Raw genomic sequence first — 16,966 nt, forward strand, 5'->3', positions numbered from 1 at the left:
CTTTTTCGTATCACCACATGATATGCAATTAACTGTAATGCCTTGTAATTTTTAAAGGTTATAAAAGCTGTTAAATTAAAACGTCAGTAAGGTAATAAGGATAAAGGCTGTGGCTTCGCATTCTTTTGACGATTTTGTTCAAGCGATTGGTAATGCAGTTGTTGAAGTACGTAATAAGCTTGAAAGACAGCATTTGAATAGATGGATATGTATGGGCATAACAGCGGAGTCATTTGGTTTTGACGATGCGAAGCGGATTATCTAAAGTATTGAAAAATTGTTTAAAATACAATCATCAGAAAAACAAACCAAACATCAGTCTGATAAATTTATCTCAATGGTGAATAAAGGTTTTCACTAAAACACGCCAAATAAAGTTAAGCGCGCTAAGTTCTTACTAGAGATTACTTGTCTTAGCGAAAAAGCCCGTTGTTGTTAGCTTTGCAAAAGAGTGGAGCACTCGCGTGTGTCTAATATTGCACGAAGCTTTTAGCTGTGTTGAGTGGTGCTGTTCGACTCCTTCTCCAACATACGAACGAGTATTTGCGTTGAGGTCGTTTGGGAACTAAAAAGCGTGAGCTGGGGAATATTTAACTTTGATGCATATGTTTTTATTTTGATGTAATATGAAATAAATTTGTTTATATTTTGTTGTCATTTTGGTTTATTGGAGTTGTGTAATACATGCCTTTAGAATTTCATTCAGAACGTTCGATCATTAGACGTATAAAGAACCATAACAACGGAGCTACGTTTCTTTTCGGTGCCGCCTTGAGCCAAGCTAATAATGGTGGTGCAGGTATTCCTAATGTTGAAGAAGTGCTCGGATTCATTGAAGACTATGTACGAAAGCAAGACGATTTAGAAGGGCTAACTGATTATCAAGAGGCGCTAAGTGGAGTAAAACCACAAGATAAATATCAACAAGCTTTCAGTATTATTGCTGGCTCCTACGGTCAAGGTGTTGTCAATGAGATTATTCGAAATGTGGTAGAAAGTAATATTGATGCCAATGGAAATCACCTTGTCCCACAAGCGATTAAAGACTTTGTATCAGGTATTAAAAACAACAACTTTAAAGTTAATAATATTATCACAACAAATTTTGATACTTTGTTGGAAGAAGAGTTCGATAATCAAAGTATTCCATACAATTCATTCAGCGTCGTTGCTGATACGCAATTTCAAAATAAAGTTAACGACAATATCAATATTTACCATCTGCATGGGAGATGGGATCAAGGCGATACTATGCACACGACCAGTCAGCTGCAACTGAGTCGTTCACGAATTGAGATGTCTTTACAAAATCTTGTTGGTAGCGATTTAGTCGTTATTATGGCATATAGTGGCTGGGAGGATAGCTTCACCCGCTCATTAGCTACAGCTGTAACTAATACAGTGGCTAATTATGATATTCTTTGGAGCTTTTATGAGTCTGAAGCTGCGAGAATTGAGCATGCTCGACAGGATTTGTTCAGTACACTTGAAGATGCTATTTCTCGTGGTCGCATTCAGTTTTATTGTGGTGTAGATTGCAATACGACCTTTGCTCAATTGAGTCAGGTAAGTGAGTTTAAAAAAAAAAATCTAGAAAAACGTGAGCTTGTTCGTCAACGGCAAGAGGCGATTACTTTCTATGATATAGAGGACAGAGGCTACAATAGCAATGTTAGGAAACAAACGTTTTTAGATTCATTGGCATTTCTTAATCGTAATAACGCACTCTCTATTCGAGCAGCATTGGGTTATGGTGTTTATGACTTTATCTCATCTTATAGGCATGCCCTTGGGGAACGAAAAGCAAAGTTTTTGCGAATTGATTGCTCTGAAGTGCTAACAAGAGTACAAATAGAAAAGCAGATTAAGACAGAAACCAATCAGCCTTTATCCCAACTTATTTACCTTTTTGGCTTGAAAGCGAGAGAAGAGGTATATTTCATCATTTTTGACAACATTAAGAGCAAAATGAGCGCCGATGCTTTAATGTATTTGGCTAACTTACCAGATTCTCTACCTGATTTTGGAAAAAATATTTTTTTTATTTTTTCTTCGAGTATAGCGATAAAACAGTTTAGAAAATTTCATGTTGAGTTAAACGCACTTACTCTGCATGAAAGTCAATTAATTTTAAATGATAGATTTAACTCGGCCCAGTTTACCCAATCTCAAATAGTTCAAATTCATGATCGCTCTGAAGGCGTTGTAGATAAGCTTGAACAGATAATGGACTTTCTTGACAATAGCTCAGTAGAAGAAGTTTTAGCTCATGAAGATATTTTCGATGATGATTTCCATCTTGCTTATATTCCAAAAACTACGCTTGATCAAATAGATCTCCTAATGAGAGATAGTTCAAAAAGGTTAACTCTGAGGATGTTGAATATTCTGTCTATTCTAAAAAATGGAGAAACACTAACTAATCTAAAGCGAGATAAACTTGGAGCTGGTTTTAACCCTAAGCACGTTCAAGAGCTAGTTAAGTTTGAATTAGCGACGACAGTCAAAATTGACACTTCTACTACAGTCATCAAGATTAACCCGATCATCAAAGACTATGTTCTTAGCAAAATACCTAAAGCAGAAGTTTTCGATATATCCAATGCTTATTTGAAAGTTACGGTAATTCCAACAAAGACTGGAGTTAAGCTTAGTTCTCTCAATCGTAAAGTTTACCAAGCTGGGTACAGTACAGAAGAAGATAATACAGGGACTTTGCTTCTTTACGCAATTGATTCGTGTATACAGAGTATTAGCCATAATGAAATGAGCGGTGAGAGTAATGAAATGAACGGGAGGAGGCTAAACAAGCTATGTTATTATAGCAGAGCTTATGTGTACATTTTATGTAATACCTCTCGTTACGCTGAACTAATTTCCGCAATAGAGCTTTTACTAGATACTATCAAAGAGGTTGATAGTGATAATTTATACATGTACTACGAACATTTGGCATCAGCTTACAGAATGAGGTCTAATTACTCCGAAGCAAAAAAGTACCTAGATCTTTGTGATGAACTTTGTCCTGCAGAGGATAAAAGAATGCTCGAGTCTCTCTATGTTGAGCGCCTTCACCTTTTAGAGAAGACGAACAAAAGTGCAGCAATTGCCTTGGCTAGAGCGAGGAAAAAGGATTATCACAAAAATTCTAAAGCTTCTATTCTGTCTGATGTGGTTCTTGCTGAGGCTAAAACCGCCGAAGAACGTTTTAAAACGCTGGTTAGATTGGAGAAACGAGCAAGAAAGCTCGGCTATATCACTACTGCTAATAATATACTCTTCGAAATTAACAAAGAGCGTAGCCGTGTTGAAAAAATCAAGAATCTTGATAAGGCAATTGAGTCCGACAGAAGTGGTTATAATTTTTGTAGGGCAATGATTTATAAGTTCCAGACACTGTTAGATAGTGAAATGTATGACCGTATAAAAGAGCAAGATATTAATGACTTATCTAATATTTATAACTACTTATTTAGGCAAAAGTTCGATTCTTTGTTTAGCCAGTGCCATAAATTACTCTGGGACATTGCTGCCTACAGAGAGCGCTTAGATATTATCTATATGATTTTTTACAAAGGCACAATTGTGTGGCGACTTAATTCAGACCTTGAAAGTGAAGAAAAGTACCTTTCACTTTTCCAAGGTTTTCATAATGAGGTAATTTTTGAGAGTTTAGGGTACACGGCAGAATCATCTCCGTGATGTGGATGTAATTAACCTGAGATCTGTATAAGAACTAAAGCCGAGTAACCTTTATGCTCGGTTTCTTTGCTTGAAAAGTATAAGCGATGAGGCCTGCCATCAAGTTCACCATAAATGAAACACAGCTACGGTGTCTTGTGTGGTCTATGTGAGTTATGTTCTTGAGTTGATCAAACACCGTTTCAATAATGAACCGTTTTGACAGCATTGCCTTATCCCAATCTGAAATAGGTTGGCGCTTCATATTGCTTCGCTGGCCTGTAATAAAATCAATGTCTTGCTCAGCTAATTCAGCCTTTAAGCTTGCTGATACATAACCTTTGTCGCCATACAAACTACCTGTCACATTATCAACCATATCCAAAACAGGCTTTCTATCATCCACATTACCCTCCGTCACTTTAACCGCTAACAAACCACCTTCATCATTCATGATCAGGTGAAGTTTGAAGCCATAGAACCACCCCATAGACCCTTTGCCTCGCTTCGCAACATCTGAAAATACTTGATGACGAGGGATACGCATGTTGTGGCAAACTTTCAGCGATGTTGAGTCAATAAATGCGATCCCATAGCAAATCGCTGTTTTAGATAGCTGCATAGGGCAGGTAATACAGTTTGTATTAACTTCAGCATTCGGGTGTAGCTGACTAAATCAGGAAAATAACACCGCCAATATTGGCAAACGAACTTGGTGTAATAAGTTTTAAAATCTCTAAAGCCTGAATGGTGAAAGGCGATAAGAATAGTCATAACTTCGCTAGAACTCAGCCTTGATGGCTTAATACGCTGCTTTTCACCTGTTTCGAGCAAGTGTGCCAGCCACTGAGGTTCAAACAATACACAAAAGTCATCGACATCTACGAAAATTGCGTCTAAGTTATTCATGCCCTTGTCCTTGGTAATCTTATGTTTCTTGGTCGAAAGATCTGATCACCACAAGGGCTTTTAGTTCATTTTCTTATGCGCAGCTCAGGTTAATTATCTTTCTTATTTGAAGGTGCGATGCGAAGCTTTTACCTGTGTTGGGTGACGCTGCTTCACACTTTATCAAACCTACGGATAAGTGCTTGCGTTGAGATGTGTGGGAAATAAAAAACGCGAGCTTGTTTGAGGCTCGCGTTTTTTATTTAAAATATTATTTGATAATTAAATCAGTCTGTTACCTCATAGTAACAAATTCCTCGGAGCCGGTTGGGTGTATCGCGACTACCGAGTCAAAGTCTGCTTTGGTTGCGCCCATCTTCATTGCAACGGCGAAACCTTGGATCATCTCATCTACTGCGAAGCCGATGCCGTGTAGACCCACTACGGTTTCTTCTGGGCCTGCGCATACAAGTTTCATGCGACACGGTTGGCGGTGCTGAGTGACCGCGGTGTACATTGCGGCAAAGGTAGAGGTATAGACCTTGATGTTGTCTTTACCGTACTTTTCTTCCGCTTCTGGCTCTGTTAGACCAATTGTGCCAATCGGTGGGTGACTAAAGACGACGGTAGGGACTAGATCGTAATCCATTTTTGCGTTTGGTAATTCCGGATTGAATAGGCGCTCGGCTAGCATTCTACCTGCTTTTACGGCTACCGGAGTAAGCTCTATACCACCATCCATAATATCACCGAGCGCGTAGATACCTTTGGCTGAGGTGTTTTGCCATTCGTCGACTTTAATATGGCCGCTAGGCGTGGTTTCTACATCTGTCGCAGCGAGGTTGATAAGATCTGTCATTGGTTCACGACCAATTGCCCAGATCAGTTTGTCTACGGTGTAAGACTCACCATTCTCAAGATGTAAGGTGACTGAGCCATCCTCTTCTTTGGTCACTGACAGTGGTACTGCGTGAGTGTGCAGCGTTGGACCTTCTTTTTCCATTACCTCAGTTAAGGTTTCAACCAAGATAGGATCAAAATTACGAAGAGGGGCGTGCTTACGAACAAATAGATGGGTTTCTGTGCCCAAGCTGTGCAATACGCCCGCAAGCTCTACCGCGATATAACCCGCGCCCACAACCGCTACGCGGCGAGGTTGCTCTTTAAGCTCAAAGAAACCGTTTGAATCGATACCGTGCTCAGCGCCTGGAATATTAGGGATCGTTGGGCGGCCACCTACGGTAATATTGATATGATCGGCAGTGTAGTGCTCACCATTGACTTCAATGGTGTTGTTATCAACAAACTTAGCAAAGCCATTGATCACGGTGACGCCATTTTTCGCTAGGTAGCCGTTGTAACCTTGGTGAATACGGCCAATGTAGGCTTCGCGGCTCTCAACGAGTTTACCCCAATCGAAGTTCTTTAGTTCAACATCAAAACCATAATCTGGTGCGTATAGTTTAATGGCTTCAGCAACTTGAGCACCGTGCCACATCGCTTTTTTTGGAACGCAGCCCACGTTTACACAAGTACCGCCTAAGTGCTTTGCTTCTATTAATGCCACCTTGGCACCTCGCATCGCCGCTCGGTTTGCAGATGCGATCCCGCCGCTACCACCACCGATTGCGATATAGTCAAAATGTTGAGCCATAAAAATTCCTCGCCAATTATTTGTTTTGCTTAAACCCTACTACTTTAAATAGCACAAGTGCACAACCGAAGACCGATATTAAGCAAAAATCTGTTCAGATACTTGTAAATGCGGTCATTCACCCTTATTTCAACCTCAATATTAGATTAGAAAATAAAGAGCGTGCCCATGAGTAACCCATTAATCGGGCTAGAAGGATTGCCTCCTTTTTCGAAAATTAAGCCTGAACATATTGTTGAAGCATTAAAATCTGCCATTGCGCACTGTCGTGAAACTATCGACACTGTTTTAGCACAACCAAGCTATACGTGGGACAGTTTTGTACTGCCTTTAGAAGAGTCAGACGATAAATTGAATCGTATGTGGTCACCAGTCTCACATATGCACTCAGTAGTAAATTCAGAAGCGTTACGTAAAGCTTATGATGAGTGTCTGCCATTAATTTCTGAATATTCTACTTATGTTGGTCAGCACCAAGGGTTGTATGAAGCCTATAAAGCGGTAAAAGAATCGGTTGAATTTAGTAACTTAACGATTGCTCAACAGACCTCCGTAGATAATGCCCTACGTGATTTCCAATTGTCGGGCATTGCACTTGAGCCAGTTAAGCAAAAGCGTTATGGCGAAATAGTGGCACGGCTGTCGGAGCTGGCATCAAAGTTTGGCAATAATGTAATGGATGCCACTCAGGCATGGCAAAAGCATATTACTGACGAGTCAGAATTAGCAGGGCTACCAGAGTCGGCTTTAGCGCTTGCCGCTCATACTGCTGAAGCCAAAGGATTAGAAGGCTGGGTATTTACGCTAGATTTCCCTTCATATCTTCCTGTGATGACTTACGCAGATAACCAAATGCTCCGTGAAGAGGCTTATCGTGCGTTTGTAACCCGTGCTTCTGATCAAGGGCCTAATGCTGGAGAGTTTGATAACTCAGCGATTATGCATGAAGCACTTACACTTAGACACGAACTGGCTCAGTTGCTTGGCTTTTCTAGTTTTGCAGAAAAATCATTGGCAACCAAAATGGCTGAGACGCCAGAGCAAGTATTTACGTTTTTGAATGACCTGGCCGCTAAGTCAAAACCACAAGCCGAGCAAGAAGTGGCTGAACTACGTGACTTTGCGAATAAAGAACACGGTGTAACTGAGTTAAAACCTTGGGATTACGCATATTATGGCGAAAAATTAAAACAAGCTAAGTATGCGATTTCTGACGAAGCGCTGCGCCCTTACTTCCCTGAGCATAAGGTACTTGCCGGTTTGTTTGAAACCGTAAATCGCCTGTTTGGGATCCGTGTGAGTGAAGTCAAAGACGTTGATACTTATCATCCTGATGTACGCTTTTTTGCTATTCATGATGATAAAGGTGAGTTGCGTGGTCATTTCTATCTCGATCTATATGCTCGTGAACATAAGCGTGGTGGTGCCTGGATGGATGACTGCATGGGCCGAAAAGTACGCGCAAATGGTGAGTTGCAGACTCCTGTCGCTTATTTAGTGTGTAACTTTAATAAAGCTGTTGGCAATAAACCTGCGCTATTTACCCATAATGAAGTAACCACTTTATTCCATGAGTTTGGTCACGGTATTCATCACATGCTAACGCAAGTAGATGCCGCGCCGGTTGCTGGTATTAATGGTGTGGCATGGGATGCGGTTGAGCTGCCAAGTCAGTTTTTAGAAAACTGGTGCTATGAAGAAGAAGCGCTGAACTTCATTTCAGGACACTATGAAACGGGTGAGCCGTTACCAAAAGAAATGTTAGACAAGTTACTGGCGGCAAAGAACTTCCAATCAGCCATGCAAATGCTCCGTCAGTTGGAGTTTTCGTTGTTTGATTTTCATATTCACGCAGACTTTGAGCCAAACACGGATTGCCAAATTCAAGCAACGCTTAATGCGGTGCGTGAGCGTACTGCAGTTGTTAAAGCGCCTGAGTTTAATCGTTTCCAACATAGCTTTAGCCACATTTTTGCTGGTGGCTATAGCGCGGGTTACTACTCTTATAAGTGGGCAGAAGTGCTGTCTGCGGATGCGTTTTCTAAGTTTGAAGAAGAAGGGATATTCAACCCACAAACCGGGCGTGAATTTATGTATCACATTCTTGAAAAGGGTGGATCGGAAGCGCCAATGGTGCTGTTTACCCGCTTCCGTGGTCGAGAGCCAAAAGTGGATGCGTTACTACGCCACAGCGGGATCGCCGCCTAGTTATATTTCCACTCTAAGCGCCTTCTTCTGAAGGCGTTTTTTTTGTCTTAGAAAGTGTGACTTTTTGTTAGCAAATTCAATATCTCTGACTATTCTATAAAGATATGAATTAATAGGGAAAGCCACATGACGAAACTGGTTCTTGCCATTGATGATGACAAACTCGTCCATCACATTGTTGATGAGGCGCTATCGCGGACATGCAAAATATTACATGCGAAAAATGGTGAGGAAGGCTTGCGGTTGGCTAAAAAATATCGTCCGGATATTATCTTGCTTGATGTCGAGATGCCAGGGCTGTCGGGCTTTGAGGTATGTGAGCAACTCAAAAAACTAGAGGACACTACAGAGATCCCTGTTATGTTTTTGTCTTCTCGTGCCGATATTTCAGAGCGAATGCGGGGCTATAACGCTGGTGCCGCAGACTATATAGTCAAACCTTTTAACGCTGAAGAGTTGTTAGCGCGTATTAATGTCCTTGATGACTATCGAAAAATCTCGTCGCAGCTAAAACAAGATGTACAGCGCGCTCAAACCACTGCTGAAATAGCCATGACTGACTCTGGTGATATGGGCCGTATAATGCGCTACGTTGGGCAGTCGTATCACGCGCATGATCTCAATACGTTGAGCGCTCATTTTTTAGAGTTTTTTATGCCGATGGAGCTCGATGTTGCGGTGGCTTTTTGGTATCACCAAGACGCGATGTTTTACTCCAGCGAGGGAGCGATCCAACCGATAGAGCAAGAGCTATTTGAGAAACACAAAGATAGCAGTCGTTTTGTTGATTTTGGTCGCAGAACCATAATTAACTATCCTAAAGTCTCTTTACTGATTAAGAACATGCCAGTGGACGATGTTGCCGTTTATGGTCGTTATAAAGATTTATTTCCGCACATACTGGAAGCCACTGATGCCAAAATCAGAGACATGGAAGTCAGTGAAGATGCACTTAAGAAAGTGGAGCATATAGGGCAAGTATTTGCTGAGCTAAGCGATCATTTAAGCGGCGTTGGCGATCATTACAGTGGCAAAGTTGCTGAGTTTCAGACGGTGCTGGAAAGCGACAAGCTTGCAGTCTTAGAACCAAGTGAAAGAGAACGGTTGCAAGAACTCTATGAGCATTTCACTTATTTAAGCGATGAGCTAACCATAATTAAATATAAGTTAGGAGAAGTGACTGAGGTACGTCAGCAGCTTATAGAGAGTTTAAACAAAATAGCGAAACCTTGGGGTGAGGATGAAGTGGCGTCGCAGGCTGATATTGAACTGTTTTAAGCCACTGGATAATCAAAGACACTAGAAAGGGAAAGGGGTATACTGCCACGGTTGGTAACCCTTGGGAGCTTAGCTTGTATATTCACACCCCTTTTGAAGAAAACAGATCCTACCTAAATACGCTAACTAAGCTGTTTAATTTATCCGCGCTTAATATTAACGAGGCGGAGTTTCAATTGGTTTATGATGAGCTAGGCTTACAATTATTCAAAAAAGATGAACCGAAGCTCGGCGCTATCCGTGTTGATTTTGTGACTGGCGCAGTTGCTCATCGACGCAAATTTGGTGGTGGTAAAGGGCAAGCAATTGCAAAAGCGGTGGGCTTAAATAAAGGTGCTGTGCCTACGGTCTTGGATGCGACAGCAGGACTTGGACGCGATGCCTTTGTACTTGCGTCTATGGGTTGCAAAGTCGTGCTACACGAGCGTAACCCGGTAGTCGCAGCGTTGTTATACGATGGCTTGCAACGCGCCTATCAAGATGCTGAAATTGGCGAATGGGTACAGTCAACTATGCGACTGGAGTTTGGCTCCAGCCATGACTTGCTAGAGCAAGCGGGTTGGCGTCCAGATATAGTGTATCTTGATCCTATGTTCCCGCATCGTGAAAAATCGGCGCAAGTGAAAAAAGAAATGCGTGTATTCCAAGACTTAGTTGGCAATGACTTGGATGCGGACGCGCTTTTGCCTTTTGCTTTGCAGTTAGCCACAAAAAGGGTGGTGGTAAAACGTCCAGACTACGCTGGATTTTTAAATGATAAAACGCCAAGTATGCAAATAAAAACCAAGAAAAACCGCTTTGACGTTTATGTTAATTCTGCAATGAAATAGCACACCACTACCTGATTTAATTTTGTGCAGCAGATATCTAGATGGATATACGCAAAAAGTATGGTTTTGTACTATTGCTCAGGAAAGGTAACCAGATTTAATCAAGTTGTCATAAATCCTTAATACTCTTGCGGAGCATTTTGATAAAGGGGTTGTGATTCTATGCGCGTGTCTACTTTTACTCGGTTATTGGCAATATTATTGACGACAGCGAGTATTCTACTTGGGGTGAGTCTGTTTTGGGCGAGCCAAGTATTAACTGAACTTGATGCGCAAGACGCCGCTTACAATCAAGTTAAAAATGCGGTGATCATCGAGCTTGAGGGTACAGTAGAAGATTACTTGAGTGCGGGCGATAGCCAGTATTTAAATAAGGCCGATGAACAAATCAAAGCATTACAGCAAAGTGTAGAGCAGTTGCCACCTGCACTTGCTGAGCAACTTAAAACTAAACTCATACAACTACAACAAGATATTGCAGGCAAATACCGTGCACTCGGCAAGCTTTCTGGTAACGAACTTGCGTTGTTGGATAATGCGCTTAGGCAAATGTCAGGTTCAGCATCGAGTCTAGTTAAGTATGCAATTAAAGCACAATACAGTGCCGCCAAAGAATCCTACTTTAATCTTGCTTCAGACTACTTTAGCGAAGTCTCGAATTTGAGCTTATATACCTACCAATTAGTCATGGCTTACGAACAGCAGACCGAACAGAGTTTGATGTCGAGCTTAAGCCGGTTGCAGGATATTGCCGCGCGAATAGACCGACTCGAAAACTTAGGGGTAATGAGTGAGGTAGACGAAGACGAGCTATTTTTAGGTGCCGAAGCCGAAGATTTAGCGCTAGAAATAAAAGCGGAGCTTGTGAGCTGGCCTAAACGTTATGCCCGCGACTTAGAAAATACCTTACAGCAGTCGAAACAACGCCAAGCTGGCATGCTAGCACTGCGAGGTGATATTAAAGCAATCTCAGAGAATATCCTACAAGCAGAAACCAACTTAAAAACAGAGCAGGCTGACGTAAAAACCAATGTGTTTATGCTGTTTGGTGTGGCGATTGGGTTACTCGTACTCCTTGCGGGTGGTGTGTATTTTGTACAGTTCAATCAAGTGTTAACTCCGCTAAGACAACTACGCGATGGCTTTGCTCAGCTAATCGAAAGCAATGAGTTACGCAATATTGAAAGTAAAAACCAAGACACTGAAATTGGCGAAATTGCGAGTTACTTTAATCAGTTAATTGATAGGCAGCGAGCAGAAGCTGATGAACGCTCAGAAATGCTGAGTGTGATCAATACCTTTATGGAGGAGATGAACACCAACTTGGCGCAGATCTCTGCACAAGCTGGAGACACGTTTGAGCAGGTGGAGCAAAACCAAGCACAGCTTGACTCGCTTAGAGCGCTTGGGGCGGATGCCAATCAAATCAACGCGCAAGTTGCCGACAATGCCAATAACACCTTTGAAGCAATGACACAAAGTGTGTCCTATGCGGATGCTATGTTGAGCGCTTCATCGACCACGCAAAAGCGGGTAGAGCAGGGATTAGAGAGCTTAAATGAATTACTTAATGGTGTTTCAGATGTGAGTAAAGTGATTGATATGATCAGCTCCATCGCAGAACAAACGAACCTACTCGCGCTCAACGCAGCGATTGAGTCGGCGCGCGCAGGAGAGCATGGCCGTGGATTTGCGGTCGTTGCGGATGAAGTACGAAAGCTTGCACAGCAAACACAAGCCTCACTGACTGATATCCACCAGCAATTAAATGTTTTGAGTGATAATTCAAACAAAGTATCGACACAAATCTCGGCTTTGGCAGATGAGGCACAGCAGCAAACTGGTCATGCACAAGAGTTGAAACGCAATTCAGAAGGTGTGGCAGAGAGCGCACAGAGCGCCAACCAAGTTGCCGCCCATGCAATGGATCTTGCCAATCAACAATCGGATCTCTTAGATACCTTTGGCCACGCTATGGATAGTATGAAAGGTCAGGTTAATAGCTCACATGAGCAAGTGCAACAAATCCAGCAAAGCCTTAAAGAGAAAATGCGGGAGATTAGGGGTACCTTAGGCCTGCGGTAATCAGGATTGTGCCGTAGGTCGAGATTTATCTCGATAGCATAAGCCGAAACGTAGGAGCCGTTTCACGCGGCGAGCAGTTAAAAGCTCGCGAGGTAAACTCGCTCCCACCAGCGAGTTTTGTAGGTCGAGATTTATCTCGACTGCTGCAAGCTGAAACGTCGGAGCCGTTTCACGCGGCGAGCAGTTAAAAGATCGCGAGGTAAACTCGTTCCTACCAGCGAGTGTCGTAGGTCGAGATTTATCTCGACAGTATAAGCTGAAACGTCGGAGCCGCTTCACGCGGCGAGCAGTTACAAGATCGCGAGGTAAACTCGTTCCCACAAACTAAACTCGAAATAATTAAAAAAGGCCGCAAATGCGGCCTCTCGTTGGGGAAAGAAGACTCAATCAGAGCCTACTAAATTTTGCTTATGGCTTGTACTGCGCGTCTAACGTTAGGCCAGAGAACGTACGGTAAGCATTAACACTTAGGTGCCATGTACCCGCTTGCGGATTAGTGATTACACAAGTCTCGGTATTACCATTTTCATATGGACGACAGTCATAGCTGCTTGCTGTAGGTTGAGAGCCAAACTTAACGAATAAGTCAGCGTCACCTGAGCCACCAAATGTTTTCACGGTGAAGTCGCTCATACCCTCAGGCACTTCGATTGTGTAGTGCACCCACTGACCGCTTGACGCTGAAATATCTTCAACGGTACCGCCACCCGCTTGAGGGCCTCCTGTACTTGAGCCTGAAGTTGCAGCAACTAAGCTTACGCCTGAATAAGCTTTATAACCGTTAATCATTACATGGTATGTACCAGCTTGAGGTGCGTCAAAGCTACAAACTTCGGCATTACCGCCTTCATAAGGACGACAATCATAGCTGCTTGAAGTTGGTTGACTGCCAAGCTTTACATAAAGGTCAGCATCACCAGTACCACCGCTCATAGTGAAGGTAACATTGGTTTTACCTGCAGGTACATCAAAAGTGAAGAACTGATCACTACCAGCTGCACCACTTAAGCCTGTTTTCGCTACGCCATCTTCAAGCGTATTACCTGTAGGTGGCGTGACAACATCGCCTAAAGCTTCATTTACCGCAGCGGCTGCATCAACAACACCCGTACCACAGTTTGAACAGCTACCTGCGAAGCTACGTGTAGTGTTTTTCAAGATAGTTTCTACTTCGTCAGGCGTAGCAGATGGTTTTGCTTGCTTGATTAGCGCTGCAACACCCGCAACGTGAGGTGCCGCCATAGACGTACCTTGTGAGTAGTGGTAGCTATCATTTGAAGGAGCACCAGAACCTGAGTTATGGGTAGATAGGATACCTTCAGGATCATTCGCAAAACTTTGTGCGCCACCCGGAGCGGCAACGTCGATGTTTGCACCATAGTTTGAGTAATAAGCTCGGCTACCATCACGACCTACAGATGCTACGTTTACTACGCCATTACAGTTACCTGGGTTGTAGTTTGCTGAGTTATCGTTGTCGTTACCTGCCGCAATAACAATGACTGTACCGTTGTTACGTGCTTGGTTGATTGCATTTTGTGTAGTTGCGCTACATGCACCGCCACCACCTAAACTCATGTTGATAACATCAGCTGGGTTAGCATTTGCAGGCACACCAGATACCGAGCCGCCAGATGCCCATATGATGCCGTCAGCGATGTCAGAAGTTAAGCCACCGCATTTACCAAGAACACGTACAGGCACTACTTTAGCGTCGTAAGCAACACCAGCTACACCTTCGCCATTATTTGTTACTGCAGCAACCGTTCCCGCTACGTGCGTACCATGCCAGCTTGAGTCTTGATCTGCGCGTGGCACAGGTTGACCTGAAGAGTCAGTTCCACACTCACCGCGAGTGACCGCATCACCAGGGTCACGAGCATCGTTGTCACGTGCGCCACCATCGTTAGCAACAAAGGTATTAGAGATCATGTCATAGCCAGGCAGAATGTTGGCATCTAAGTCTAAATGTGGGCGATAACCTGTATCTAGTACCGCAACTACCACACCTTGACCTGTCGCTTTATCCCACGCAGCTGGGGCATTAATACCAGCAGCAGCTTCGTAGTAATGCCATTGATCGTTATAACGCGGATCGTTAGGCGTTGCGAATGGCTTTAACATTTGGTCAATTTCGATGTATTCAACATTACCAGAAGCGATCACTTCGTTCATGAACGCCTGTGCTTCTTTTGCTGAAAGCTTTTTGTCAGCACGCATAACGTGGTGATTGCTAAGTGCCATTGGGCGTACGTACTTAGCGCGAGCACTCGCTTTGCTGCTCTTAAAGCCTTGTACAAAGCTTTCTGCACGCTGTTGCATTTTTGCTGGAGCAAGATCCGCAGCTGAAAGGCTAATCATTTGTGAACTAGCATCTTTGTACTTGATGATGAACTGTGTACCAAGCGTGCTTTGTGATGATAGTTTTTGTGCCGTTGCTGCAAGTGCTGCATCTTGACCGATTGATTGTGTTGGTGCGGCTGTAACTGCTGTTGCAGTGAATAATGTACTCACTGCGATGCTTAGTGCAGCGCGCTTAAAGTTTTTATTGATTGTCATAATGTTTCCCTAGTTTCTAACTTGTTGTTCAGCTGTTAATAAAAAGCTGATGGTCAGTGAAAGTAAACTCATGGTTAAAAAAAAGAAAGCGCTGTTTTGTTATTTGCACTAATTTTTTAGTTATATGTGGACGGATAAATGGCTATAAAAAATTCTTATTGTATTGTTTTTAATCGATATTTTTCATTTTTGTGAGAGAGCGAATAAATTTCAGTTACATTGTAAATGACTGTAAACAAAATAGTGTTTTTAACTTTGTGAAGCATTTGTAGCCAGTAGAGTGGGAGTTTGGTTGGTGCTAAAGGTTGGTTTTATTTTATTATTCTAATCTTATTTTCTTGTTTTTTAAGGTTTGAGAAATGATAGCGCTGACATAATGTTTACAAGTGTTTGAAAGGTATGCGAGTTGCTTCTTCTATTCGTCGCTGTGATTAGATAAAGAATCTAGGTATAATTTTCGCTTGGTCGCGATTTTGCCGTTTAAAGCTAAACTGTTGGCAAAACGGTAAGTGTAGAAATCTTAGATAAAAAGTTGAGTGAGTTTATGCAACAAATAGAGGTAGTCGTTATCGGCGCAGGTGCTGCTGGATTGATGTGTGCTGCACAGGCTGGATACCGAGGGCGACAAGTTGCAGTGGTTGATATGGGGAAAAAGCCTGGCCGTAAAATTTTGATCAGTGGTGGTGGCCGCTGTAACTTTACCAACGAAAATGCTTCACCTGCTAACTATCTATGTAAAAATCCACACTTTGTAAAGTCGTGTTTGAGCCGCTATACCCAACATGATTTTATTGAATTGGTAGACCGCCATGGCCTTGCTTATCACCATAAAACGCTTGGACAATTGTTTTGCGACAATAGCGCGCAAGAGATCGTAGATATTCTTCTTACCGAATGTGACTGGGCGGGCGTGTCACTCCATTTACGTCAAGAAGTATTAGCGGTTGAGCATCAAAGCGATGGCCGCTACTTAGTCAAAACCACAACTCAAACCTTCAACTGCGAGTCAGTGGTGATCGCCGCTGGTGGCCTAACCATGCCAAAACTTGGCGCAACGCCAATCGGCTACAAAATAGCGGAGCAATTTGGCTTAACGGTATTACCAACCACGGCAGCGCTTGTACCATTTACACTCCATGATCACGACAAAGCACGCTTTGATGGTTTGTCTGGTATTAGCGTAGATAGCCTAGTGACCAGCGAAAGCGGTATCCAATTTAGAGAAAATATTCTCTTTACCCACAGAGGCTTATCTGGCCCCGCAATTTTGCAGATCAGCTCATTTTGGAAAGCAGGAGAGTTTGTTAGCATCAATTTATTACCTGACTTAGATGTGCAAGCACAACTCCATGACTGGCGTAGTGAGCAAGGGCAAAAGAGCCTGAAGAACTTGCTTTCGACCATCTTACCAAAGCGCTTTATTGAGGCCTTAATCAGCGACGGCAGCATCCCAGATAAAAACGCCAACCAACTCAGCCACACAGAGATTGAAAAACTGACAGAAACCCTCACTAGCTGGAAAATAAAACCAAATGGCACAGAGGGTTATCGCACCGCAGAGGTTACGTTAGGTGGTGTAGATACCGACGAATTAAGCTCAAAAACTTTCGAAGCTAAAAAACAAAAAGGCCTGTACTTTATCGGCGAAGTAACCGATGTCACCGGATGGCTCGGGGGCTATAATTTCCAATACGCATGGAGCTCCGGCTGGGCATGCGGACAGGCTTGTTAGCTATTGTGAAAAGACAATAAAGTTTGCCCGTTAGCAATAAAGTTTGCCCGT

The 16,966-nt window shown here is 42.9% G+C and carries 9 protein-coding genes and 1 pseudogene; 7 read left to right on the forward strand and 3 right to left on the reverse strand.

Annotation, left to right across the window (positions count from 1 at the left end; translation table 11 throughout):
- Positions 1-109 precede the first annotated feature (109 nt).
- A complete protein-coding gene (locus L1271_RS03430) occupies positions 110-265 on the forward strand; it encodes a hypothetical protein (protein WP_235366752.1) in 156 nt (51 codons plus the stop codon).
- Positions 266-771: 506 nt separating this feature from the next.
- Complete coding sequence (locus tag L1271_RS03435) at positions 772-3,702, forward strand: SIR2 family protein (protein WP_235366753.1); 2,931 nt, start codon at positions 772-774, stop codon at positions 3,700-3,702.
- 34 nt (positions 3,703-3,736) lie between these two features.
- Here the strand turns inward: L1271_RS03435 and L1271_RS03440 are convergent.
- Positions 3,737-4,590, reverse strand: a pseudogene (locus L1271_RS03440) (IS982 family transposase).
- 274 nt (positions 4,591-4,864) lie between these two features.
- On the reverse strand, positions 4,865-6,223 hold the full coding sequence (gorA, locus tag L1271_RS03445; RefSeq protein ID WP_235366754.1) for a glutathione-disulfide reductase: 1,359 nt from the start codon (positions 6,221-6,223) through the stop codon (positions 4,865-4,867).
- A gap of 168 nt (positions 6,224-6,391) precedes the next feature.
- On the opposite strand from gorA, the gene prlC reads away from it, so the two are divergent.
- The 4 genes from prlC to L1271_RS03465 all read left to right on the forward strand — a co-directional run bounded on the left by prlC (position 6,392) and on the right by L1271_RS03465 (position 12,624).
- Positions 6,392-8,431 carry an oligopeptidase A gene (prlC, locus tag L1271_RS03450; protein WP_235366755.1) on the forward strand — a complete coding sequence of 680 codons (2,040 nt, stop codon included), beginning with the start codon at positions 6,392-6,394 and terminating at the stop codon, positions 8,429-8,431.
- A gap of 126 nt (positions 8,432-8,557) precedes the next feature.
- On the forward strand, positions 8,558-9,709 hold the full coding sequence (locus L1271_RS03455) for a response regulator (protein WP_010605885.1): 1,152 nt from the start codon (positions 8,558-8,560) through the stop codon (positions 9,707-9,709).
- 74 nt (positions 9,710-9,783) lie between these two features.
- The gene (locus tag L1271_RS03460) at positions 9,784-10,539 is read left to right on the forward strand and encodes a class I SAM-dependent methyltransferase (protein ID WP_442960399.1); all 756 of its coding nucleotides are present in this window, start codon (positions 9,784-9,786) and stop codon (positions 10,537-10,539) included.
- A gap of 162 nt (positions 10,540-10,701) precedes the next feature.
- A complete protein-coding gene (locus L1271_RS03465; protein WP_235366756.1) occupies positions 10,702-12,624 on the forward strand; it encodes a methyl-accepting chemotaxis protein in 1,923 nt (640 codons plus the stop codon).
- 408 nt (positions 12,625-13,032) lie between these two features.
- Here L1271_RS03465 and L1271_RS03470 read toward each other — a convergent pair whose 3' ends face one another.
- The gene (locus tag L1271_RS03470; protein WP_235366757.1) at positions 13,033-15,183 is read right to left on the reverse strand and encodes a S8 family peptidase; all 2,151 of its coding nucleotides are present in this window, start codon (positions 15,181-15,183) and stop codon (positions 13,033-13,035) included.
- 544 nt (positions 15,184-15,727) lie between these two features.
- Between L1271_RS03470 and L1271_RS03475 the strand changes: the two genes are divergently transcribed.
- Positions 15,728-16,915 carry an NAD(P)/FAD-dependent oxidoreductase gene (locus L1271_RS03475; RefSeq protein WP_174170478.1) on the forward strand — a complete coding sequence of 396 codons (1,188 nt, stop codon included), beginning with the start codon at positions 15,728-15,730 and terminating at the stop codon, positions 16,913-16,915.
- The last annotated feature ends 51 nt before the right edge of the window (positions 16,916-16,966 follow it).

The sequence above is a fragment of the Pseudoalteromonas sp. OF5H-5 genome, assembly GCF_021530695.1.
In the GTDB taxonomy this organism is placed as follows: domain Bacteria; phylum Pseudomonadota; class Gammaproteobacteria; order Enterobacterales; family Alteromonadaceae; genus Pseudoalteromonas.